This window comes from Pseudomonas sp. NPDC099000 (assembly GCF_044759925.1).
Taxonomy (GTDB): domain Bacteria; phylum Pseudomonadota; class Gammaproteobacteria; order Pseudomonadales; family Pseudomonadaceae; genus Aquipseudomonas.
The window spans coordinates 53,963-76,797 of record NZ_JBIWAF010000019.1; the positions used below are offsets into that span (position 1 = coordinate 53,963).

Annotated in this window: 20 protein-coding genes; 3 read left to right on the forward strand and 17 right to left on the reverse strand. The window is 60.4% G+C overall.

The window, feature by feature from the left end; translation table 11 throughout:
• Positions 1-246: 246 nt before the first annotated feature.
• The 3 genes from tsaB to ppc all read right to left on the reverse strand — a co-directional run bounded on the left by tsaB (position 247) and on the right by ppc (position 4,581).
• Positions 247-921 (reverse strand): tRNA (adenosine(37)-N6)-threonylcarbamoyltransferase complex dimerization subunit type 1 TsaB, encoded by a 675-nt coding sequence (tsaB, locus tag ACIQV9_RS20460; RefSeq protein ID WP_403104997.1) that lies wholly within the window; start codon positions 919-921, stop codon positions 247-249.
• Between the two features lie 93 nt (positions 922-1,014).
• The gene (gene adk / locus ACIQV9_RS20465; RefSeq protein ID WP_109628179.1) at positions 1,015-1,662 is read right to left on the reverse strand and encodes an adenylate kinase; all 648 of its coding nucleotides are present in this window, start codon (positions 1,660-1,662) and stop codon (positions 1,015-1,017) included.
• Positions 1,663-1,950: 288 nt separating this feature from the next.
• A complete protein-coding gene (gene ppc, locus ACIQV9_RS20470; protein WP_403105000.1) occupies positions 1,951-4,581 on the reverse strand; it encodes a phosphoenolpyruvate carboxylase in 2,631 nt (876 codons plus the stop codon).
• A 214-nt stretch (positions 4,582-4,795) separates the two neighbouring features.
• Here ppc and ACIQV9_RS20475 point away from each other — a divergent pair, with 214 nt between their 5' ends.
• From ACIQV9_RS20475 to ACIQV9_RS20485, 3 genes are all read left to right on the forward strand, one after another.
• Positions 4,796-5,140 carry a pilin assembly protein gene (locus tag ACIQV9_RS20475; protein ID WP_094468905.1) on the forward strand — a complete coding sequence of 115 codons (345 nt, stop codon included), beginning with the start codon at positions 4,796-4,798 and terminating at the stop codon, positions 5,138-5,140.
• 389 nt (positions 5,141-5,529) lie between these two features.
• Positions 5,530-5,943, forward strand: a complete 414-nt coding sequence (locus ACIQV9_RS20480) for a DUF4398 domain-containing protein (protein ID WP_010462902.1) — start codon at positions 5,530-5,532, stop codon at positions 5,941-5,943.
• 56 nt (positions 5,944-5,999) lie between these two features.
• Complete coding sequence (locus tag ACIQV9_RS20485) at positions 6,000-6,788, forward strand: OmpA family protein (RefSeq protein WP_403105004.1); 789 nt, start codon at positions 6,000-6,002, stop codon at positions 6,786-6,788.
• A 194-nt stretch (positions 6,789-6,982) separates the two neighbouring features.
• On the opposite strand, the gene ACIQV9_RS20490 is transcribed toward ACIQV9_RS20485, so the two are convergent.
• From ACIQV9_RS20490 to ACIQV9_RS20555, 14 genes are all read right to left on the reverse strand, one after another.
• Positions 6,983-7,312 carry a hypothetical protein gene (locus ACIQV9_RS20490; RefSeq protein ID WP_403105007.1) on the reverse strand — a complete coding sequence of 110 codons (330 nt, stop codon included), beginning with the start codon at positions 7,310-7,312 and terminating at the stop codon, positions 6,983-6,985.
• Positions 7,309-8,223, reverse strand: coding sequence for an alpha/beta hydrolase (locus ACIQV9_RS20495; protein WP_403105010.1), 915 nt, complete (start codon positions 8,221-8,223; stop codon positions 7,309-7,311). Before ACIQV9_RS20495 ends, ACIQV9_RS20490 begins: the two co-directional genes overlap by 4 nt.
• A gap of 147 nt (positions 8,224-8,370) precedes the next feature.
• Positions 8,371-9,648, reverse strand: coding sequence for a flavohemoglobin expression-modulating QEGLA motif protein (locus ACIQV9_RS20500; RefSeq protein WP_403105012.1), 1,278 nt, complete (start codon positions 9,646-9,648; stop codon positions 8,371-8,373).
• Between the two features lie 36 nt (positions 9,649-9,684).
• The gene (locus tag ACIQV9_RS20505; RefSeq protein WP_403105015.1) at positions 9,685-10,245 is read right to left on the reverse strand and encodes a hypothetical protein; all 561 of its coding nucleotides are present in this window, start codon (positions 10,243-10,245) and stop codon (positions 9,685-9,687) included.
• A 152-nt stretch (positions 10,246-10,397) separates the two neighbouring features.
• Complete coding sequence (locus ACIQV9_RS20510; protein ID WP_403105018.1) at positions 10,398-11,114, reverse strand: TetR/AcrR family transcriptional regulator; 717 nt, start codon at positions 11,112-11,114, stop codon at positions 10,398-10,400.
• A 102-nt stretch (positions 11,115-11,216) separates the two neighbouring features.
• Positions 11,217-12,719 carry a lysine--tRNA ligase gene (gene lysS, locus ACIQV9_RS20515; RefSeq protein WP_403105021.1) on the reverse strand — a complete coding sequence of 501 codons (1,503 nt, stop codon included), beginning with the start codon at positions 12,717-12,719 and terminating at the stop codon, positions 11,217-11,219.
• Between the two features lie 112 nt (positions 12,720-12,831).
• A protein-coding gene (prfB, locus tag ACIQV9_RS20520; protein WP_403105024.1) for a peptide chain release factor 2 occupies positions 12,832-13,927 on the reverse strand; the annotation gives its coding sequence in 2 pieces (ribosomal slippage) (positions 12,832-13,854 and positions 13,856-13,927; 1,095 coding nt in all).
• 290 nt (positions 13,928-14,217) lie between these two features.
• Positions 14,218-15,219 carry a diguanylate cyclase domain-containing protein gene (locus ACIQV9_RS20525; RefSeq protein ID WP_403105027.1) on the reverse strand — a complete coding sequence of 334 codons (1,002 nt, stop codon included), beginning with the start codon at positions 15,217-15,219 and terminating at the stop codon, positions 14,218-14,220.
• Positions 15,220-15,267: 48 nt separating this feature from the next.
• Entirely contained in the window at positions 15,268-16,278 is a 1,011-nt protein-coding gene (locus tag ACIQV9_RS20530) for a chemotaxis response regulator protein-glutamate methylesterase (RefSeq protein ID WP_403105030.1), read from the reverse strand.
• Positions 16,275-18,566, reverse strand: coding sequence for a hybrid sensor histidine kinase/response regulator (locus ACIQV9_RS20535; protein WP_403105033.1), 2,292 nt, complete (start codon positions 18,564-18,566; stop codon positions 16,275-16,277). The genes ACIQV9_RS20530 and ACIQV9_RS20535 overlap by 4 nt, the downstream gene beginning before the upstream one ends.
• Positions 18,563-19,246 carry a chemotaxis protein CheW gene (locus tag ACIQV9_RS20540; protein WP_403105035.1) on the reverse strand — a complete coding sequence of 228 codons (684 nt, stop codon included), beginning with the start codon at positions 19,244-19,246 and terminating at the stop codon, positions 18,563-18,565. Before ACIQV9_RS20540 ends, ACIQV9_RS20535 begins: the two co-directional genes overlap by 4 nt.
• Entirely contained in the window at positions 19,243-20,508 is a 1,266-nt protein-coding gene (locus tag ACIQV9_RS20545; RefSeq protein ID WP_403105038.1) for a CheR family methyltransferase, read from the reverse strand. The genes ACIQV9_RS20540 and ACIQV9_RS20545 overlap by 4 nt, the downstream gene beginning before the upstream one ends.
• Entirely contained in the window at positions 20,505-21,041 is a 537-nt protein-coding gene (locus ACIQV9_RS20550) for a chemotaxis protein CheW (protein WP_403105040.1), read from the reverse strand. Before ACIQV9_RS20550 ends, ACIQV9_RS20545 begins: the two co-directional genes overlap by 4 nt.
• Positions 21,041-22,663 carry a methyl-accepting chemotaxis protein gene (locus tag ACIQV9_RS20555; RefSeq protein ID WP_403105043.1) on the reverse strand — a complete coding sequence of 541 codons (1,623 nt, stop codon included), beginning with the start codon at positions 22,661-22,663 and terminating at the stop codon, positions 21,041-21,043. Before ACIQV9_RS20555 ends, ACIQV9_RS20550 begins: the two co-directional genes overlap by 1 nt.
• Between the last annotated feature and the right edge of the window lie 172 nt (positions 22,664-22,835).

Genomic DNA, 22,835 nt, shown 5'->3' on the forward strand with positions numbered 1-22,835 from the left:
CCGGTATCAGTAATGGCAGTTTAGTGGCACCTATTCCACTTCGCAAACCGCCGAGTGATAACTAGAACACAGAAATACGAAAAGGTTTAAAAGCGAGGGTTAGAAAGTGACGATTGGCTACTTCTGTTAGATCGCTTTCGCGGGCAAGCCTCGCTCCTACAGGGTTTGTGTCGTTCACGCATTTTGCGATCGGCTCAAACCTGTAGGAGCGAGGCTTGCCCGCGAAGGGTTCAACTCGGTCTCGGATCAACGCGCTTTCGGTGTCGCTACCTTGTCGCGCAAATAAACAGGCTGAGCCTCATCCGCAACAATCGCCTCGCCACGCTCCCAGGCAAACCGCGCCAGCGTCAGCAGGTCTTCAGCGTGTGGCAGCATGCCCGCGTCCTGCCCGGTCAGGTTGACGGCAATACGCTCGGCATACCCCCAGCCCGTGCCAGCGCCGAACCATACACCACTGGCATCGGCCGGCAATGCGGCCACTTCCGGCGCCAGCACCGCTTCATTGCCGACCAGGCGCATCTCCCCCGCCGTTTCGCGGTAGCAACCCCAATACACCTCGTCCATGCGCGCATCGATGGCGGCCGCGACCTGGCTCACGCCGTGTTCGCGATACGCCCGCTGCGCCAGTACCGCCAGGTTGGAGACCGGCAACACCGGGCGATCCAGCGCAAACGCCAGGCCTTGCACCACGCCAATGGCGATCCGCACGCCGGTGAATGCGCCCGGCCCACGGCCGAAGGCGATGGCATCGACCGCTTGCAGGGTGGTTCCAGCATCGGCGAGCAACTGCTGGATCATCGGCAACAGCTTCTGCGCATGCAGGCGCGGGATCACCTCGTAATGGCTCGTGACTTTGCCGTCATGCAGCAAGGCAACGGAGCAAGCTTCAGTCGCGGTGTCCAGGGCCAGCAAGGTGCTCATCGATGTTTCCGTAAGAGAGGTCAGAAAAAGTGCGCCAGTATAAACAACTACGGCCCGCAAGCGGGCCGTAGACGATAAAGCGATTCAGTCTTTTCAGTTCAGCGCTTCAAGCACCTTGCCGGTGATCGCTTCAACCGAGCCAATGCCTTCGACGTGGCTGTACTTCGGCTTGCCTTGAGCGACGGACAGCTCCTGGTAAAACTTCACCAGAGGCTCGGTCTGCGCGTGGTAGACCGACAGGCGATGACGCACGGTTTCTTCGGTGTCGTCCTTGCGCTGCACCAGCTCTTCACCGGTGATGTCGTCTTTACCGGCAATTTTCGGCGGGTTGTAGACGATGTGGTACACGCGGCCGCTGGCCTCGTGAACACGACGGCCAGCGATACGCTGGACGATGTCTTCGTCTTTAACGTCGATTTCCAATACGTGGTCCAGTTCGACGCCGGCTTTCACCAGGGCTTCAGCCTGAGGAATGGTGCGCGGGAAACCGTCGAACAGGAAACCGTTGGCGCAATCGGCCTGGCTGATGCGTTCCTTGACCAGATTGATGATCAGGTCATCGGAAACCAGGCCACCGCTGTCCATGACGCTCTTGGCGATCAGGCCCAGCTCGGTGCCGGCCTTGACCGCGGCACGCAGCATGTCGCCGGTGGAGATTTGCGGGATGCCGAACTTTTCGGTGATGAACTTAGCCTGAGTACCTTTACCGGCCCCGGGAGCTCCCAGCAGAATGACGCGCATCGATGTGCTCCTCAATTTTTTATATAGATAACAACGGATTCGCCTCGTGGGGCCAATCTCAAAAACAGGGTCGTGGCCGCCCAAACGGCCAAAGGCTGATCAAGATACACAGCAGGCCCGGACCACACAAGCCGCCGAAAGTCGGAGAAACCCGCGCCTTGAGTGACCTTGCGACGGGGTACCCCAAGTCGCAACCCCATCATTAACTGTCGCCTGGCAGACCTTTTCAGCCCCTCGCCCACCGGCACCCAAAGCTTGCGCCGGGCGCCTTCCCCCACGACGAAAACCTTAGCCGGTATTTCGCAAACCGGCAGCAATCCCCGCCACAGACACCAGCAGCGCCTGTTCTACCGGGCTGCCCTGCGCCACTTCTTGTTGCCGCGAACGCGCCAACAGTTCGGCCTGCAATAGATGAAGCGGATCGAGATAGGTGTTGCGCAAGCGGATGAATTCGAGGGTGTCTGGGCTATGTGCCAGTAGCTGAGACTGACCGGTCAGCCCAAGGACCACGGCGCAGGCCTGCGACAATAGGTCGCGTAAATGCGCACCCAAAGCGAGCAAATCCGGCTCGACCAGGCGCTCATCGTAGGATCGGGCGATGTCGGCGTCCGCTTTGGCCAGGACCATTTCCAGCATATCGATGCGTGTGCGGAAGAACGGCCACTGTTCGCGCATCTGCCCCAACAGCTCGCCTTCACCGCGCTCCAGCGCCTTGCTCAGCGCCGCTTCCCAGCCGAGCCAGGCCGGCAACATCAGGCGCGTCTGGGTCCAGCCGAAGATCCATGGAATGGCGCGCAGGCTTTCGATCCCGCCGGCGCGGCGCTTGGCCGGGCGGCTGCCCAATGGCAAGCGCCCCAATTCCTGCTCCGGGGTGGATTGGCGGAAATACTCGACGAATTGCGGATTTTCCCGCACCACGGCGCGGTAAGCCTTGACACCGTCGGCGGCCAGTTCGTCCATCAAATGGCGCCAGGCGGGTTCCGGTGGCGGCGGTGGCAACAGCGTCGCTTCCAGCACCGCCGCGAGGTACAGATTGAGGTTCTGCTCGGCGATGTCCGGCAGCCCGAATTTGAAACGAATCATTTCCCCCTGCTCGGTGGTGCGGAAACGCCCCGCCACCGAACCCGGCGGCTGCGACAGAATCGCCGCGTGCGCCGGACCGCCGCCGCGCCCCACGGTGCCGCCGCGACCGTGAAACAACAGCAGCTCCACTTGCTGCTCGCGGCAAATATCGACCAAACGCTCCTGCGCCCGATACTGCGCCCAGGCCGCTGCCGTGGTGCCAGCGTCCTTGGCCGAGTCGGAATAGCCGATCATCACTTCCTGCGGCCCTTGCAGACGCGAGCGATAGCCCGGCAGCAGCAACAGCTTTTCAATCACCGGACCGGCGTTGTCGAGGTCAGCGAGGGTTTCGAACAGCGGCACTACGCGCATCGGCCGCAACACACCGGATTCCTTGAGCAACAGTTGCACGGCGAGCACATCGGAAGCGGCGCCGGCCATGGAGATCACATAAGAGCCGAGAGAGGCCTCCGGGGCGGCGGCAATTTCCCGGCACGTCGCCAACACTTCGGCGGTGTCGGCCGACGGTTTGAAGTACGCCGGCAGCAACGGCCGACGGTTGTTCTGTTCACGCACCAGGAAGGCGATGCGCTCTTCCTCGCTCCAGTCTTCGTAACGACCGAGGCCGAGGTAATCGGTAATTTCAGTCATCGCCGCCGTGTGACGGGACGAGTCCTGGCGCACATCCAGCCGTACCAGGAACAGCCCGAAGGTCACCGCCCGACGCAGGCAATCGAGCAACGGACCCTCCGCGATCACGCCCATGCCGCATTCGTGCAGAGACTGGTAACACAACTCCAGCGGATCCAGCAGGTCGCGATTGTTGTGCAGCACATCGGCGGTTGCCGGGGTGGGGGCCGTCAATGAGGCATGCGCCCAATTACGCGTCGCCCGCAGACGTTCACGCAACTGTTTAAGCACCGCACGATAAGGTTCGGCGCTGTCTCCGGCCTTGGCTTTGAGCGCATCGCTGGCCTGTTGCATCGACAGTTCCGCGGCGAGGTGATCGACATCGCGCACGTACAAATCAGCGGCCATCCAGCGCGCCAGCAGCAGGACTTCGCGGGTCACGGCGGCCGTTACGTTCGGGTTGCCGTCGCGGTCGCCGCCCATCCACGAGGCGAAGCGGATTGGCGCGCCTTCCAGCGGCAGATGCAGGCCGGTGGCGGCGTGCAGGGCTTTATCGGCCTTGCGCATGTAGTTGGGGATCGCTTGCCACAGCGAATGCTCGATCACCGCGAAACCCCATTTGGCTTCGTCGACCGGCGTCGGGCGGGTGCGGCGGATTTCTTCGGTGTGCCAGGCTTCGGCGATCAGGCGCTGCAACTTCGCCTGGATCTGCTCGCGCTCGGCGGTGGTCAAATCGCGATGATCCTGGGCGGCCAGTTGCGCGGCGATGGCGTCGTATTTCTGGATCAGCGTGCGGCGCGCCACTTCGGTCGGGTGCGCGGTGAGGACCAGTTCGATCTCCAGCCGCCCCAATTGCCGGGCCAGGGATTCGGCGCTGTGGCCTTCGGCGCGCAGGCGCGCGAGCAGTTCCGGCAGCACTCGCGATTCAAACGGGGCCGGCTGCGACTCTTCGCGGCGGTGAATCAGCTGATATTGCTCGGCGATATTGGCCAGGTTGAGAAACTGGTTGAACGCCCGCGCTACCGGCAGCAACTCTTCTTCGCTCAATTGGTTGAGGCTGGCGCTCAGCTCGGCATCCATCGAACCGCGACGGTCGGCCTTGGCACCCTTGCGGATCTGCTCGATCTTGTCGAGAAAGCCGTCCCCGTACTGTTCACGAATGGTGTTGCCCAACAGCTCACCCAACAGGTGAACGTCCTCGCGCAAGCGTGCATCAATATCGGTCATCAGCAGTTCTCCAGCGAAAATCCGGGTGTCTATGAATGCCATGCTCTGACCACAGAGAGTGCCGCTCTAAAGCGCTTCTTACAAGCGGACGACGAAGGGACGGTAAACCTTATGGGTTCGAGCTAGTCTGAAGAGTAAGCCGCACAACGGCTTGCCGCCGACCGCTGGCGGACACTCACACGCCTGCCACGAGCAGGAGCGAAATGAGGTTTTTATGAAAATCCGCGAACTTGCCCAGCATTGGGAAGAAAACGCCAAGGGTCGCCTGACCGACACCGGTTACAGGATTCATCTGGACATGGAAGCGGCCGCACGGCTGGCGGCGATTACCGAGATGTACCCCAAACGCCAACCCGAAGAACTGCTTGGCGAGCTGATCGGCGCCGCGCTGGAGGAGCTCGAAAAGAGCTTTCCCTACGTGAAAGGATCGACCGTGGTGGCCACCGATGAAGAAGGTGATCCACTGTACGAAGACGTCGGCCCGACCCCGCGTTTCCTCGCGTTGTCCCGTCGTCACTTGCACGATTTGTCATCGGGTGACGACAAGCAGAAACACTGATTCCCCCCCATATCTGTGGGAGCGAGCTTGCTCCGGGCGGCGTTCCGACGATTGCGGTTGAACATTCAACATTTCTGTTGGCTGACACACCGCTTCGCGAGCAGGCTCACTCCTACATTGACCTGCATTTCCCTTCGATAATTGCGTGTTCCCGAGCCTTGAAAAGGTCGGGTATACCGCTGCACATCGCCAAAGTTCCCGATTTAGAGCCTTGCCCATCCGGTCAAAGTTTTTTCGGGCTATAGGCCATCTTCTCTGAACTTTTGAAAAACGCCTCGGGTCACAGCCATTAACCACGCCTGGGACGGCCGTTTCAAAACACCCCCGGAAATTGACGGTTACGGCTCCTTGCCCAGCATGGATTTTTAAGTTTTTCAGGAGTTATACCAATGGAGTTGAAGACCATGAAGACCCGAACTGCCAAATCCTCGTTCACCCACCTGCGCAGTCTGAAACTGGCTGCCCTGGCAATCGGCAGCAGCTTCGTACTGGCCGGTTGCGCCGGCAATCCGCCGACCGAGCAATTCGCCGTGACCCAATCGGCTGTGAATGGCGCCGTCAGCGCCGGCGGCACCGAGTTCGCCGCCGTGGAAATGAAATCCGCGCAGGACAAGCTCAAACAAGCCGAAATCGCCATGCATGACAAAAAGTATGCCGAGGCCAAAGTGCTGGCCGAGCAGGCTGAGTGGGACGCTCGCGTAGCCGAACGCAAAGCTCAGGCGATGAAAGCCGAACAGGCTGTGAAGGACTCTCAGAAAGGGGTTCAGGAACTGCGTCAGGAAAGCCAGCGCACCGTGCAGTAAGCGCGCATCCCGACACCAGACTTGAAGTCTCTTATCGATAGAAAGGACGAATTATTATGCGTAAACAATTGATGATCCCCGCTCTCCTGGCTGCAAGCGTTGCACTGGCTGCCTGCTCCACCCCGCCTAACGCGAACCTGGAACAGGCCCGCACCAACTACAGCGGCCTGCAAACCAACCCGCAAGCCAGCAAAGTGGCGGCACTGGAAACCAAAGACGCCAGCGATTACCTGGACAAGGCCGACAAGGCTTATCTGGACAAGAAAGATCAGAACGAGGTCGACCAACTGGCCTATCTGACCAATCAACGTGTTGAAGTGGCGAAGCAGACCATCGCCCTGCGCACCGCTGAGGCCAACCTGAAAAACGCATCGGCGCAACGTGCCCAGGCGCGTCTGGATGCTCGCGATCAGCAGATCAAGCAGCTGCAGGACAGCTTGAACGCCAAGCAAACCGATCGCGGTACGCTGGTGACTTTCGGTGACGTGCTGTTCGCTACCGACCGTGCTGACCTGAAATCCAGCGGTCTGGTGAACATCAACAAACTGGCGCAGTTCCTTCAGGAAAACTCGGACCGCAAGGTGATCGTCGAAGGCTACACCGACAGCACCGGTACGGCTTCGCATAACCAGTCGCTGTCCGAGCGTCGTGCCGGTTCCGTGCGCATGGCACTGGTGAAGATGGGCGTTGATCCAGCGCGCATCGTTGCGCAGGGTTATGGCAAGGAGTACCCGGTTGCGGAGAACACCAGCAACTCGGGTCGTGCGATGAACCGTCGTGTGGAAGTGACCATTTCCAACGACAACCAGCCCGTGATCCCGCGTTCGGCTATCAGCTCGAACTAAGTTTCGCCTGCTGAAACACGAAAGCCCCGCCTGAGTCGATCAGGCGGGGCTTTTTATATCTGTAGATCACACAACCCTGTAGGAGCGAGCCTGCTCGCGAAAGCTATCTCACATTCAAAACGGTGTTGCCTGACACACCGCTATCGCGAGCAGGCTCACTCCTACATCTGATCTCTGTTGCAGCCAGGACTGGGTTATTGCTCCAGTTTTTGCGGGGTTTCTTCGCCCATGCAGCGCACCGCTTTTTTCTTGCTGTTGACCAATACGCCGGTCAGGCCTTTTTGTTCGGTGTCGAACATCACCAGCACGCCATCGATGCACTGGGCCACTTGCGCCGCGGGTTCCAGGGAGACTTTGTAGTCCTCTCCCGGCACGGTCTTGAGCATGGTGAAGTCGCTGAGCAGCAGCGCATCTTCGGGTTTGGCGAAGTGCAGGTAGCCGTAGTACCACAGGGCACCCACTGTGCCGAGGATGCTGCAGATACCGGTGATGATCAGCGGGATGGCGTTACGTTCTTCACTCATTGCGGACTCTCTGAGGGTTCATCTTCTGAATTCGGGGGTGCCGGGTAATTGGGTATTTCACCCAGGCGGCGCAGGCCGTTGAAATGCTGCGGGTCGTCGAGATAACGCAGCATGACCTTGCGCCAGACCGGGTCGGCAAATGTCTGCACATGACCACCGCGGGTCAATTGCAGTACGCGCGGCGGCGGCGCAGCTTGATACAGACGGATGCCGTTGGAAAGGGGCACGATCGGATCGTCGATGCTGTGGTAGATCAGTTTCGGTACGCCGTTGAGTTGCGCCATGGAATTGATCGCGCTGTCGCCGTCCGGCACCAGCCACGAAAGCGGCACCTGGAACGCCCAGGTCAGCCAGGAATTGCTCAAGGCGAACCGGCCGATGCTGCGATAACTGGCCGGCACGCCGTCGAGGACGAAAGCCTTGAGTTGTTTCTGGCGTTCGGGGTGCTGAACCAGGTAATGCACGGCCATTGAACCGCCAAGGCTCTGGCCAAGCAGGATCAGCGGTTTGCCTTTGACCTCCGGCGCCTGGTCGAGCCACTTGAATGCGGCGTCGATGTCCTGATAGATCGCCGGCAGACTCGGTTCACCTTCGGACAACCCGTAACCGCGGTAATCGATCAGCAGCACTTGATAACCTTCCTCCGGCAACCACCAACTGCCGCCCAGATGCATCGGCAGATTGCCGCCGTTGCCGTGCAGATGCAGCACCGTGCCCTTGACCTCGACACCTTTTTTCGCCGGCAGCCACCAAGCGTTCAGCCTGAGGCCATCGGCGGTGGTCAGGGTCACCTCGCGGTATTCGAGTTTGGCTTTTTCCGGGGTGAACAACTGGCCGGGCTCGGGGTAGAACAGCAGGGAGCTGCAACCGCTCAAGGTCAGGAGAAGGCAAAGGATGCCGAGGATTCTCATCCGTTGAAACCTCGCAGAGATGGAGTGGGAAAGCACCGCGAACCTGTAGGAGCGAGGCTTGCCCGAAGGCGGTTTAACATTCAACATCTATGTTGACTGACATATCGACTTCGCGGGCAAGCCTCGCTCCTACAGGTTTTGTGGTGATCACAAAATGTTGGAGTAATCCGCTTCGATCCGGTCCAGGCTCAGGTGGTTGAGGAAGTTGGAGAAGCACATCCACGCCGACAGTGCGTTCAAGTCGCGGAACTGATCCGGCAAATACTTCGGTGGCACCACCAGCCCTTCGTCCACCAACTGACGCAAGGTGCGCATGTCTTCCAGCGTGGTCTTGCCGCAAAACAGCAGCGGAATCTGCTCTAGCTTGCCTTTACGCACGGCCAACTGAATGTAGTTGTAAACCATGATAAAGCCCTTGAGGTAGGACAAGTCTTTGGTAAAGGGCAGACCGGTCGGCACCGAACCACGGAAAACACGACTGGCGTTGCCGTAGCTTTCGGGCATTTCGAAGCCTTGCTCGCAGAAAAATTCGAAGACCTGCAAGAAGTCCGCGCCCTCCTCCACCATGTGAATGGCCCGGGTGCGGTTGGTCAGTTTGCGCAGGCGGCTCGGGTAGGACGCGAAAGTGATGATTTCCATCAGGATCGCCAGGCCTTCCTGGGTCACTGTCGAGGACGGCGGGCCTTTGGACAGGAAGGTGCAGATCGGCTGGTTCAGCCCGTTGAGCGTGGTGCCCACGTGCACCAGCCCTTCATGAACTTCCAGGGCACGCACGTCACGTTCGTTGAACATCGCGTCGGTGCGAATCTTGATGTAGTCGGCGCCGGCCGCCGCATCGGCCACGATGCCGTCGGACTCGAACACCCGGATGGTTTCCTCGGCTTCGCCAAACACTTTGCTCAAGCGGGTTTGCAGCAGATGTACGGCATTCTTGGCGGTGAGGGTTTTCGGCTCGTCCTTCAGGTCACCCCGGCCATCGATGTTGTTCAGGTAATCGGAGAGCATCAGGCCGAGGTCGGACAGGGTCGGGTCGCCGGCGTGGAACGCGTCGGACGCGGCGCCGTACAATTCCTGGGAAATCAGCCCGAAGTCCTCGGTGCCGCGCGCTTCGAGCATGCGCACCACCATCCGGTATTCCTTGCACATGCGCCGCATGATCTGGCCGACCGGGTTGAACTGGCCGAGCTGCCGGGTGATGTCGCGTTCGATGTTCTGGAATTCCAGTTTCACTTTGCTGGAGTCAAAAGACAGCGGCCGATTGAGGTAATAGTCGCGGTCCACGGCCGGCATTTCCTTGCCCTTGGCCTTGAGGAAACCCTTGCGGATGCTGTCGTCCCACTTGACCGCATCGAGGACGCGAATCGGCGTCTGCGCCAGCACAATGCGATCGGACAAAATGCGTATCGTCTGCTGGTAATCGTCCACCCGAAACTCCTGTAGTAAAACCGTTAGATGCTGGCTTTATTTAACTTTAGCTTTGGCCAGGCGCTGATAACGCACCGCCTCGACGAAGACATCGGTATTGGCCGGATCATCGAGGTAAGCAAAGACCTGGTCCATGCTGTTGTTGATCAAGACGCCGTCGCCATCATCGGTCTGGAAGCCTTCACCGCTCAGGGCTTCTTGTCCGAGGGCTTGATTGATCTGCTCGAGATCGAGGTTGTAGACCACCAATTCGTGCTTATCGGTGATTTCAAACCCGGCAATGATGAAATGCCCGCCGAATTGCGCCGGCACTTTCGCCGACAGGTACCAGCGGCTGCCATGACGCGACACCGTAAAGGGGTAGGCCTCGCGCTCCTTGGGTTTCGCCTTGAAGTAGCTGACCGCCTGATAGCGATTGTCGCTCAGACGGCTCAACTCCAGATTCATCGGCTCGCCCCAGGCGTTGGTGCTGGTCCATTTGCCGAGTAAACCTTTGGGCGCGGGGTCGCTGGCGGGCAGTGGGTCCTTGAAGGTCACCAGACAGCCACTGAGCAGCAGGAACGACAAGGCGATCACAACGACACGCCAGGCTTTCATTCAACACTCCCTATGAACACTCTTCGCCTCATGATCGTTCCCACGCTCTGCGTGGGAACGCATCCAGTGACGCTCTGCGTCACACCGTAAGGGACGCGGAGCGTCCCGGGCGGCATTCCCACGCGGAGCGTGGGAACGATCAGAGGACCGGATTACACCGACGCCAACACCAGATGCATGTAGCGAGTCAGGATACCGAGCATTTCGGCTTCGGCGACAGGCTCGGCGTCGTTGAGCAGGCCTTGATATTCCATCCGTCCGATAATCGCCGTCAACACCTTGGCATCCTGTTGCGGTTCGCGCGAACCCAATACCTGGAAAAGCTGGCACGTGCCCTGTAGCAGAATTTGCTGATGTGAGCGTACCAACAGCGCCAGGCGCGGGTTCAGCAGCGCTTCCTGGCGGAACGCCTGTTCGGCCATCAAGTGTTCGCGGCGGTTGATCAGTTGCCGGTGAACGTAGTCCGCCATCAACCGCGCAATGTCGTCCGCCAGCTGCGAGCGCGACTCGGGGCTGCCGTCGCCGCTGACCACCATCTCGCGCAGCAGGCCCTCGTTGTTTATCCACAACTTGGCCATGAACGCGGCGCTGCGCTCTACGTATTGGGCGAAGGTATCGGTGAGCAGGTCATCGATATCCTTGAAGTAGTAAGTGGTGGCCGACAGCGGCACGCCGGCCTCGGCCGCTACCGCTCGGTGGCGCACGGCCCGCACGCCATCGCGCACGACAATGCGCATCGCCGCGTCGAGAATGTCCTGTCGACGCTGCTCGCTGCCCTGTCGGCTGGCCTTGCGACCCTGGTACTGAACGCTTTCAGCGACCGCAGTGGCGATGCCCGCTGCACCTTCTTGAGCAATTGCACGGTTCACGACAGGTATTCCTCTCTTACTTCAAAAGTAACCATTTGATACGTTTGTACCAGACAGGCAATAAAAAGCCGCCCATTTCAGGCGGCTTTTTTATCGAAACACTTACGCTTGCGGCCGCATGTGCGGGAACAGGATCACATCGCGGATCGACGGAGAGTTGGTCAACAACATCACCAGACGGTCGATGCCGATCCCTTCACCGGCCGTTGGCGGCATGCCGTACTCCAGCGCGCGAACGAAGTCGGCGTCGTAGTGCATGGCTTCGTCGTCGCCCGCGTCCTTGTCGGCAACCTGCGCCATGAAACGCTCTGCCTGGTCTTCCGCGTCGTTCAACTCGGAGTAAGCGTTGGCGATTTCGCGGCCGCCGATGAACAGCTCAAAACGGTCGGTGACGCTTGGGTTCTCGTCGTTACGACGGGCCAGCGGCGACACTTCGAACGGATACTGAGTGATGAAGTGCGGCTGCTCCAGCTTGTGCTCGACCAGTTCTTCGAAAATCATTACCTGCAACTTGCCCAGACCTTCGAAGCCCAGCACCTTGGCGCCGGCCTTCTTGGCGATGGCGCGAGCCTTGTCGATGTCAGTCAGGTCGTCAGCGGTCAGCTCGGGGTTGTACTTGAGGATCGAGTCGAACACCGACAGACGCACGAACGGTTCGCCGAAGTGGAACACCTTGTCGCCATACGGCACGTCGGTGCTGCCCAGAACCAGCTGCGCCAGTTCGCGGAACAGTTCTTCGGTCAGGTCCATGTTGTCTTCGTAGTCGGCGTAAGCCTGGTAGAACTCCAACATGGTGAATTCAGGGTTGTGACGAGTCGAAACGCCTTCGTTACGGAAGTTGCGGTTGATCTCGAACACTTTCTCGAAGCCGCCGACAACCAGGCGCTTCAAGTACAGCTCAGGCGCGATACGCAGGAACATTTCCATGTCCAGCGCGTTGTGGTGCGTCTCGAAAGGCTTGGCCGCCGCGCCGCCCGGGATGGTTTGCAGCATCGGCGTTTCGACTTCGAGGAAGTCGCGCTTCATCAGGAAGCTGCGGATGTGCGCAATCACTTGCGAACGCACGCGGAAGGTCTGGCGCACCTCTTCGTTGACGATCAGGTCAACGTAGCGCTGACGGTAGCGCTGTTCGGTGTCGGTCAGGCCGTGATGCTTGTCCGGCAGCGGGCGCAGCGACTTGGTCAGCAGGCGCACTTCAGTCATTTCAACGTACAGGTCGCCCTTGCCGGAACGGGCCAGGGTGCCAACGGCTGCAATGATGTCGCCCATGTCCCAGGTTTTCACCGCGGCCAGGGTTTCTTCGGACAGGGTCTTACGGTTGACGTAGACCTGAATGCGCCCGGTCATGTCCTGGATCACCATGAACGAGCCACGGTTGAGCATGATGCGACCGGCAACCTTGACCGGGATCGCAGCCTCTGCCAGCTCTTCCTTGGTCTTGTCCGCGTACTGTTTCTGCAAGTCTTCGCAGTAGTTGTCGCGGCGGAAGTCGTTGGGGAAGGCATTGCCCTTGGCGCGCTCGGCAGCAAGCTTTTCCTTGCGCAGGGCGATCAGGGAGTTTTCTTCCTGTTGCAGGGCTTGCGGGTCGAGTTGTAGGTCGCTCATGTCTTTAGAAATTCCATCACAGGTTCGTTGCCCCTGCCTGACGGCAGGGTTCGCGGGCAAGCCTCGCTCCTACAGGACCGCGGAGTGTCCGCAGATCCTGTAGCGCGTGCCTTTACAGCCCTTGTTTCAGGCTCGCCATCAGGTATTCGTCGATGTCGCCGTCGAGTACCTTGTCGCAGTCACTGCGTTCGATGTTAGTGCGCAAATCCTTGATTCGCGACGCATCGAGCACGTAAGAGCGAATCTGGTGACCCCAGCCGATGTCCGACTTGGTGTCTTCCAGGGCCTGGGAGGCGGCATTGCGTTTCTGCACTTCCTGCTCGTACAAGCGCGCCCGCAACATTTTCATCGCGGTGTCTTTGTTGGCGTGCTGGGAGCGTTCGTTCTGGCAGCTGACCACGGTGTTGGTCGGTACGTGCGTAATACGGACGGCCGAGTCGGTGGTGTTTACGTGCTGACCACCGGCACCCGAGGAGCGGTAGGTATCGATGCGCAGGTCCGACGGGTTGATGTCGATTTCGATGTTGTCATCGATTTCCGGCGACACGAACACGGCCGAGAACGAGGTATGACGACGGTTGCCGGAGTCGAACGGGCTCTTGCGCACCAGACGGTGCACGCCGATCTCGGTGCGCAGCCAGCCAAAGGCGTATTCGCCCTTGATGTGGACCGTGGCGCCCTTGATCCCGGCGACTTCACCGGCCGACAGCTCCATGATGGTTGCGTCGAAACCGCGTTTGTCTGCCCAGCGCAGGTACATGCGCAGCAGGATGTTGGCCCAGTCCTGGGCCTCGGTACCGCCGGAGCCGGCCTGGATGTCCAGGTAGGCGTTGTTGGCGTCCATCTCACCGCTGAACATGCGACGGAATTCGAGTTTTTCCAGCGACTCGCGCAGGCGCTCGACTTCGGCAGCGACGTCATCGACGGCGGCCTGGTCTTCTTCTTCGGCGGACATCAGCAGCAAATCTTTGGCATCGGCCAGACCGCTGTGCATTTCGTCGAGTGTTTCGACGATCTGAGCCAGCAGCGACCGCTCGCGGCCCAGTTCCTGAGCGTACGACGGGTTGTTCCAGACAGACGGATCTTCAAGCTCGCGATTGACTTCAGTCAGACGCTCATGCTTTTGATCGTAGTCAAAGATACCCCCGAATAGTTTCGGAGCGCTCGGACAGGTCCTTGATACTGTTAAGGATCGGGTTGATTTCCATGGCGGGCAGCACTCGTTGGCGAACTTTTGAAAGCCGGCGAGTATAACGGCAAACGGCCTGAAACGGCAGTCCGCCTGGCGGCTTTAGGGCGAATGGTTTTGGGCTGAAGCTATGAGAAGCTGACACTTGTAGCAGCTGCCGAGCCTGCGAGGCTGCGTTCGAGGACGCAGTCCTCGTCAATTCTGTGCATGCGGTTTAACTGAAAGACTGCGCAGCCTGAATTTACGACGGCTTCGCCGCCGAACGCAGCCTCGCGCTGCTCGGCAGCTGCTACAGGGCGCCGAATGACGTTATGCAATTCCCACCTGATTACGCCCATTGTTCTTCGCCAGGTACAGCCCCTTGTCCGCCGCCGAGATCAATTGCCGACAATCGCTGCCCGGCTGCGGGATCATGGTCGACAGGCCGATGCTGATGGTCAGGCTTGAGCCTTCGCTGGGGAAAATGTGCGGAATCTTCAGCCCCTGCACGGTCAGGCGCAGTTTTTCCGCCACCAGTCGCGCGCCGCCCGGCGTGGTATTGGGCAGCACCAGGACAAATTCTTCCCCTCCGTAACGGGCTGGCAGATCCGACGGTCGGGCGCTGGCGTCGCGAATCGCGGTCGCGACTTTACGCAGGGCTTCATCGCCTTCGAGGTGGCCAAAGCTGTCGTTGTAGGACTTGAAGTAGTCGACATCGATCATCAACAGTGACAACTGGCTCTGATCACGCAGGGAACGGCGCCATTCCAGTTCCAGGTATTCGTCGAAATGCCGGCGATTCGACAGCCCGGTCAAGCCGTCGGAGTTCATCAACCGCTGCAGCACCAGGTTGGTGTCGAGCAATTGCTGCTGGCTGACCCGCAACGCACGGTAGGCCGCATCGCGCTGCAGCAACGTCATGTAGGAACGCGAGTGATAGCGGATGCGCGCCACCAGTTCGATGTTGTCCGGCAACTTGACCAGGTAATCATTGGCCCCGGCCGCAAACGCCGCGCTCTTGATCAGCGGGTCTTCCTTGGTCGACAGGACAATGATCGGGATGTCCTTGGTCGCCGGATGGTTGCGGTACTCGCGCACCAGACTCAAGCCGTCAAGACCGGGCATCACCAGATCCTGGAGGATCACCGTCGGTTTGATGCGGATCGCCTGGGCGATGGCCTGATGCGGGTCGGCGCAGAAATGGAAGTCGATGTTGTCTTCGTTCGACAACCCGCGGCGCACCGCCTCGCCGATCATCGCCTGATCGTCCACCAACAACACCATGGCGGCGTTTTCGTTGGTTTTGAAGTCGTCGAGCTGTAAGTCAGTCATGTGCGGTCACCTGAATACTGCTTGGGTCAGGATTGCTGTGAAAAGTCTTCATTTTGGGAAAATCTCCAGCAATCGTGGCGCTATCTTGTCCAGTGGGTGAACTTCCACGGCGGCGTCGATGGCCGCTGCCGCTTTCGGCATTCCGTAAACTGCACTGCTTTGTTGGTCCTGAGCGATGGTCAGGTAGCCCTGTTGGCGCATGAGTTTAAGCCCCTGTGCGCCGTCACGCCCCATGCCGGTGAGCAAAACCCCCACGGCATCGCCGTTCCAGTAACTGGCCACGCTCTCGAAAAACACATCGATCGAGGGCCGATAGATTTCGTTGACCGGTTCGGCGGTGTAGGCCAGCGTGCCGTTTTTCAGCAAGCGAATATGGTGATTGGTGCCCGCCAGCAACACTGTGCCGGGCTGCGGCCGCTTGCCTTCCTGGGCCAGGCGCACCTTCAGGCCGCTGGCACTGCTGAGCCACTCGGCCATGCCGGCGGCAAATACCTGGTCCACATGCTGTACCAGCACGATCGCAGCCGAAAAATCCCGTGGCAGCCCTTTCAGCAAGACTTCCAGCGCCGCCGGCCCGCCGGCCGACGAGCCGATCGCGACCAGGTGCTGGCGCGAGGCCGAACTGCGCAGCGGGCTGGGGGCCGATCGCTCGCTATTGCCCTTGTCACCAATCAGCCAGCCAATGTTTATGATCTTGCGCAACAACGGCGCCGCTGCCTCTTGGGCATTGCCGGCACCGAGGGCCGGCGTGTCGACCACGTCCAGCGCGCCGTGGCCCATGGCCTCGAACACCCGGTGCACGTTCTGTTGACGGTCGACCGTGACGATGACGATGGCGCACGGGGTCTCTGCCATGATCCGACGGGTGGCCTCCACGCCGTCCATCACCGGCATGATCAGGTCCATCAGGATCAGATCCGGGGTGAGTTCGGCGCAACGTTGCACCGCCTCGGCGCCATTGGCGGCGACCCAGACCACTTCATGCGCCGGTTCGAATGCCAAGGCGCGGCGCAGGGCCTCCACCGCCATCGGCATGTCGTTGACGATCGCTATTTTCATGCCCGCGCTCCTCCGATGAGCTCAACCACTGCATCAAGCAGGGCGTCGTCATGAAAACTGGCTTTGGCTAGATAATAGTCGGCTCCGGCGTCCAGTCCACGACGACGGTCCTCTTCGCGATCTTTATAGGACACCACCATAACCGGCAGCGATTGCAGGCGATTGTCCTGGCGCAGTAAAGACACCAGTTCGATGCCGTCCATGCGCGGCATATCAATGTCGGTGATCAGCAGATCGAAATCCTCCGAACGCAGGGCGTTCCAGCCATCCATACCATCGACCGCCACGGCCACGTCGTAGCCGCGATTGAGCAGCAACTTGCGCTGCAACTCGCGAACGGTCAACGAATCGTCGACCACCAGAATCCGTTTGCGGGCCGCTTCTACGGCCTGGCTGCCCTGACGGGCAATCCGCTCCAGCCGCCCGGTATTGAGCAGTTTGTCCACCGAGCGCAGCATGTCTTCGACGTCGACGATCAGCACCACCGACCCGTCGTCGAGCAAGGCCCCGGCGGAAATGTCCTGCACCTTGCCCAGACGTTCGTCCAGCGGCAATACGACCAACGTCCGCTCGCCGATAAAGCGCTCGACCGCCACGCCGTAAATCGCCTCGCGCTCGCGGATCACCACGACTTTCAGGGTTTGCGGACTGCTCGCGCTCGCCGGACGCTGCAACAGTTGACTGGCGGCGACCAGCCCGACATGCCTGCCTTCGTACCAGAAGTGCTGACGCCCTTCGACCTGAACGATGTCCGCCGGTTCCAGGTCGCACATGCGTTCGATGTGCGCCAGCGGAAACGCGTATGCCTCGTCACCGACTTCCACCACCAGACTGCGCACCACCGACAGCGTCAGCGGCACTTCGAGATGAAAGCGGCTGCCCTCGCCTGCCGTCTGCTCCAGCACCACCGCGCCGCGCAACTGACGGACCATGTGCTGAACCGCGTCGAGGCCAACGCCGCGCCCGGACACTTCGGTGACCGTATCGCGCAAGCTGAAACCCGGCAGGAACAGGAACGTCAGCAGCTCTTCTTCACTTAGCTGCGCGGCGGTTTCAGCGGGGGATAACTGCCGCGCGATGATGCTGCGGCGGACCTTTTCCAGATCGACGCCGTGACCGTCGTCGCTCAACTCCAGCACCAACAGACCGGCTTGATGGGAGGCGCGCAGACGAATCAGCCCTTCTTCAGGCTTGCCGGCGAGCAAGCGTTGCTCGGGGGACTCGATGCCGTGATCCACAGCGTTGCGCAACAAGTGCGTCAGCGGCGCTTCGAGCTTTTCCAGGACGTCGCGATCGACCTGGGTTTTCTCGCCCTCGATCTCCAGCCGCACCTGTTTACCGAGGCTGCGACCGAGGTCGCGGACCATGCGCACTTGCCCGCTCAACACGTCGGCAAACGGCCGCATGCGACAGGCCAGCGCGGTGTCGTACAAAACCTGGGCCCGTTGACTGGCCTGCCAGGCAAACTCATCCAGTTCAGCGTTTTTTTCCACCAGCAATTGCTGGGACTCGGCCAGCAGCCGACGGGCATCACCCAGGGCTTCCTGGGCTTCGAGGCTCAAGGCATGTTCCTTGAGGTGAACGTTGAGGTTTTCCAGTGCTCGCAGGCCATTGTTCTGCATGCGCTTGAGGCGTTGCATCGTGGCCAGGTGCGGCTTGAGTCGCTGGGTTTCCACCAGGGATTTGCTCGACAGGTCGAGCAGGCTGTTCAAGCGCTCGGCCGTGACGCGCAGTACGCGTTCGCCGTTTTCGGTGGTGCGTTTGGTCTGGCGCGCAGGTTCGACGGGCATTGCCGGCATCGGCTCGACAACCGGAACAGGCAGCTCTATCTCTGGCTCCTGCGGGGAAGACTCGGCCATGAACGGCGCGATGGGTGTGCTGATCGGCGCGGCAAGTGCCAGCGGATCCAGCAACCGCGCCATCAACGCCACATAAGCCTCAATGTCCTCGGGGCCTGGATTGTTATTGGGCGTCGCTATGCGCATCAGTAAATCGGTGCCTTGCAGCAATGCGTCAATGTGCTCGGGCCGCAGGTACAGGCGCCCTTCCTGCGCGCTGACCAGGCAATCTTCCATCACATGGGCGACGCTCACGCCGGCATCGACCCCGACAATCCGCGCCGCACCTTTGAGCGAGTGAGCGGCGCGCATGCACGATTCAAGGTGATCGGCCTGGGTTGGATCACGCTCAAGCGCCAGAAGACCTGCACTCAACACCTGGGTCTGGGCTTCAGCTTCGAGGCTGAACAACTCCAGCAACGAGGCGTCGCGCATTTGCTCGGGGGTCATGTGAGGCTCCGGGTCACGGCGGACAATAGCTGTTCTTCATCCAGCCAACGCAGGCTGCGCCCCTTGAATTGCAACACGCCCCGGGTGTATCTGGCACTGGCCTGGGTGCCAGACTGCGATGCGGCATCGAGGATACGCTCGTCGATCGCATGAATCCCGTCCACTTCATCCACCGGCACCACCACTGGCCCGCCGTGGGCGGCAATGATCAGCATCCTCGGCATCACTCGCGCCCCAGACGCCACGCTGCCGGTGCCATCGAGACCGAGCAGTTCCACCAGCGACAGGCACGCCACCAAAGCACCGCGCACATTTGCCACGCCAAGCAAGGCCCGGGAGCGCTGGTGCGGCAACGAGTGAATCGCCTGCAGCGGCGCCACTTCGACCAGGCTGCGAGTGGCCAGGCCCAGCCATTCTTCGCCGAGACGAAACATCAGCAGCGAGCGGGTTTTCACGTCGATTTCGACCGCCACCGAGACCTGCTCGCGATCGTCCTGTTGCAAGGCGTAGCGGTCGAGCAAGCGCGTGGCAGCGGCGGAATACACCGCACAATTACGGCAGTGAATGTGCTCGATCAGCAGCGGGCAGGACTTGTCGCCGTGGATCCCGATGCGGTTCCAGCAGTCGTCGATGGCCTGGGCATCTTCATGTGTGAGGCTCAAGGTGTCGAAGGCGTTCATCGTTTACGCTCACTGTCGGCGGCGCGCTCGCTGCGAGCGGCGCGGTCCTGCAATCTTTTCGCACCCGCCGTGTCGCCCTGGGATTGCAGCAAGGCTGCCAGGTGCATCAACGCGTCGGGGTGTTGCGGTTCGAGGTACAACGCCTTGCGATAAAAACCCTGGGCTTCGAGGACTCGGCCGGCGACATCACTTAGCAGTCCCAGCCAGTAAAACACTTGGGCCACCGGTTCGTGGCTGCGCAAATAACCTTCGCAGGCGGCGCGGGCTTCGGCGCTTTTGCCTTCGTTGGCCAGCGCGGCGATGTTCGCCAGCAGCGCGGCGGCGTCCGGATTGGCTGTTTTCGGGGTGTTGGCCAGCGACGCGACGGCGGTGAACGGACGATTGCGCACGGGCGGTGGTGCCACGCTGCGCACCGGTTGGCGCACCGGCAGCGGTGTCGGTACGAAGGCTGGCGGAGATTCAGGCGCGCTTTGTCGGCTGAACGCAAAAGACTGCGCAATGCCGATCGAGCGCATGCCGAATCGACCGAGCAAACTGCCTTCGGCCGGGCCGATAAACAGCACACCGTCGACATGCGTCAGCCGTTTGAGCACTTCGAAGACTTGCTGCTGGGTGGGTAGATCGAAATAGATCAGCAGGTTGCGGCAGAACACAAAATCGTAAGGCGGCTCGCTGTCCAGCAACGCCGGATCGAGCAGATTACCGACCTGCAATCGCACCTGTTCCAGCACCCGCTCGCTGAGGCGATAGCCGTCTTCTTCGGCACGGAAATGCCGCTCGCGAAACTCGATGTCCTGGCCACGGAACGAATTCTTGCCGTACAGCGCGCGCTTGGCTTTTGCCACCGACAACGGGCTGACGTCCATGCCTTCGACTTTGAACTGATGCGGCTTGAGCCCGGCATCGAGCAAAGCCATGGCGATGGAGTACGGCTCCTCGCCCGTGGAGCACGGCAGGCTGAGAATTCGCAGCGCGCGCATGTTACTGATGTCGGCCAGGCGCTGGGTCGCCAGTTTCGCCAGGGTCGCGAAGGATTCCGGGTAGCGGAAAAACCACGTCTCGGGAACGATCACCGCTTCGATCAACGCCTGCTGTTCGTCCCGCGAACCTTGCAGCGTGTGCCAATACTCATCGGCCGTCAGCGCCCTGGAGGCCGTGCTGCGCTGGCGCACCGCGCGCTCGATGATCGCCGGACCCACCGACGTCACGTCGAGGCCGATGCGTTCCTTGAGGAAATCGAAAAACCGCTGATCGCTGCTCATGGCCGGTCCTCAAGCAGAGCCAGGTCCAGCGGTGGCGAAGGAAACAGCAGCGCGCGCACCTGATCATCGAGCAGATCGGCCACCCGCACCCACTGCAGCAAACCCTGGGCATCTTCACGGACCGGCCCCAGGTAGGGTGCCTGGCGATTGTCCAGGCCATAGGGTTTAAAATCCGCCGGGTTGCAGCGCAAGGTGTCGGTGGCCTGCTCCAGAATCAGCCCGAGCAACTTTGAAGGCGTCTGCTCATCCGGCCAATAGTGCACCAGCACCAGCCGCGTGCTGGTGCGGGCTTGCGCCGGCTGGCCGAACGTCAGCGCGCTGAGGTCGATCACCGGCACCACCGCTCCACGATAGGCGAACACCCCGGCGACCCAATCCGGCGCCTTGGCAATCGGCTTCAATGGCAGACGCGGCAGTACTTCGACCACTTCGCGCGCCTGCAAGGCATATCGCTCGTTGCCGATGCGAAACAGCAGAAACAACGCGTGTCTGGCCGGCATCATTGTGCCGCTTTTGACCACAAGTTCGCTCATCAGACTTTGAATCGCGAGACGCCGCCCCGCAGCCCTACGGCCACCTGGCTCAGCTCGTCAATGGCGAAACTGGCCTGGCGCAAGGACTCGACGGTCTGACTGCTGGCATCACCCAACTGCACCAGCGCGTGGTTGATCTGTTCGGCGCCGGTGGCCTGCGCCTGCATGCCTTCGTTGACCATCAACACCCGCGGCGCCAGCGCCTGAACCTGATGGATGATCTGCGACAACTGCTCGCCGACCTGCTGCACCTCGGACATGCCGCGGCGCACTTCTTCAGAGAATTTGTCCATGCCCATCACCCCGGCCGACACCGCCGACTGGATCTCGCGCACCATCTGCTCGATGTCGTACGTGGCGACGGCAGTCTGGTCCGCCAGACGCCGCACTTCGGTGGCGACCACGGCAAACCCGCGGCCGTATTCGCCGGCCTTTTCAGCCTCAATCGCCGCGTTGAGCGACAGCAGGTTGGTCTGGTCGGCGACCTTGACGATGGTCACGACCACCTGGTTGATGTTGCCGGCCTTCTCATTAAGGATCGCCAGTTTGGCGTTGACCAGATCGGCCGCGCCCATCACCGATTGCATGGTCTCTTCCATCCGCGCCAGCCCTTGCTGCCCGGAACCGGCAAGCACCGAGGCCTGATCGGCGGCGGTGGACACTTCGGTCATGGTGCGCACCAGATCTCGCGAAGTGGCCGCAATCTCACGGGACGTTGCGCCGATTTCGGTGGTGGTGGCGGCGGTTTCAGTGGCGGTCGCTTGCTGTTGCTTGGAGGTGGCGGCGATCTCGGTCACCGATGTGGTGACCTGCACCGAGGAGCGTTGGGCCTGAGACACCAGAGAGGTGAGCTCGACCATCATGTCGTTGAAGCCGGTTTCCACCGCGCCAAACTCGTCCTTGCGAGTGAGGTTCAAACGACTGCTCAGGTCGCCTGTGCGCATGATTTCGAGAATTTCGACGATCCGCTTCAACGGCGCCATGATCGCGCGCATCAACAAAAGACCACAGAGCCCGGCAATAATGACCGCGACCAGCAACGAAATGCCCATGATTAGCTTTGCCACCGCTACCGATGAAATAATCGAGTCAGTGGCCGCCTCAGCCGCCTCTCTGTTGAAATCAACGAGTTCGTCCAATTGTTTGCGCCCAGCAATCCATGCTGGGGTCAGTTGTTCGGCAAATAGGCGTTGGGCCTGTTCGATGTCCTTACGCTGGTAGAAATCGAGTACTTCTTCGAGCAGCTTGTCATATTGATCATGCTGCTTTTGAAACTCGTCGAATTTGGCCTGATCATTTTTCTCGAAGATGGACTTCTGATAGCTGTCCATCGAGCGTTGCAGCCTTTCCTCAATAGCCTGGTACATATCCTTGTCAGCCTGGGTCATGGCTCGACCGCCGCTCATTCCGATCAGTTGCTGGGTCAGCACGTAATCATCGACCCAGGCACCGCGAAGATGGGAACTGTAGTAAATCCCGGGGATGCTGTCCGAGCGCACAACGTTCTCACTGGACTCAATCGACAGTAAACGGGAATACGACACGACGACCATCAGCAACATAATGGCGATAATCACCGCAAAGCTCGCCAAGATGCGTTGGCGCAACGTCCAGTTCTTCACAGTCAGTCCTCGGGGGGGGATTCAAATGCTGCGGAGTATAGCCGAGGGCGGGGTTGCATCTAGAAAGGGTTGCGCACCACTTCTCATCCCCGGCAAAAAACAGCCGGGATTGGCCCTGAGGTGGGCCTTTGCACTATTTCGGGGGGAGGTGCCAGTGGTGATTTGGAAGAAA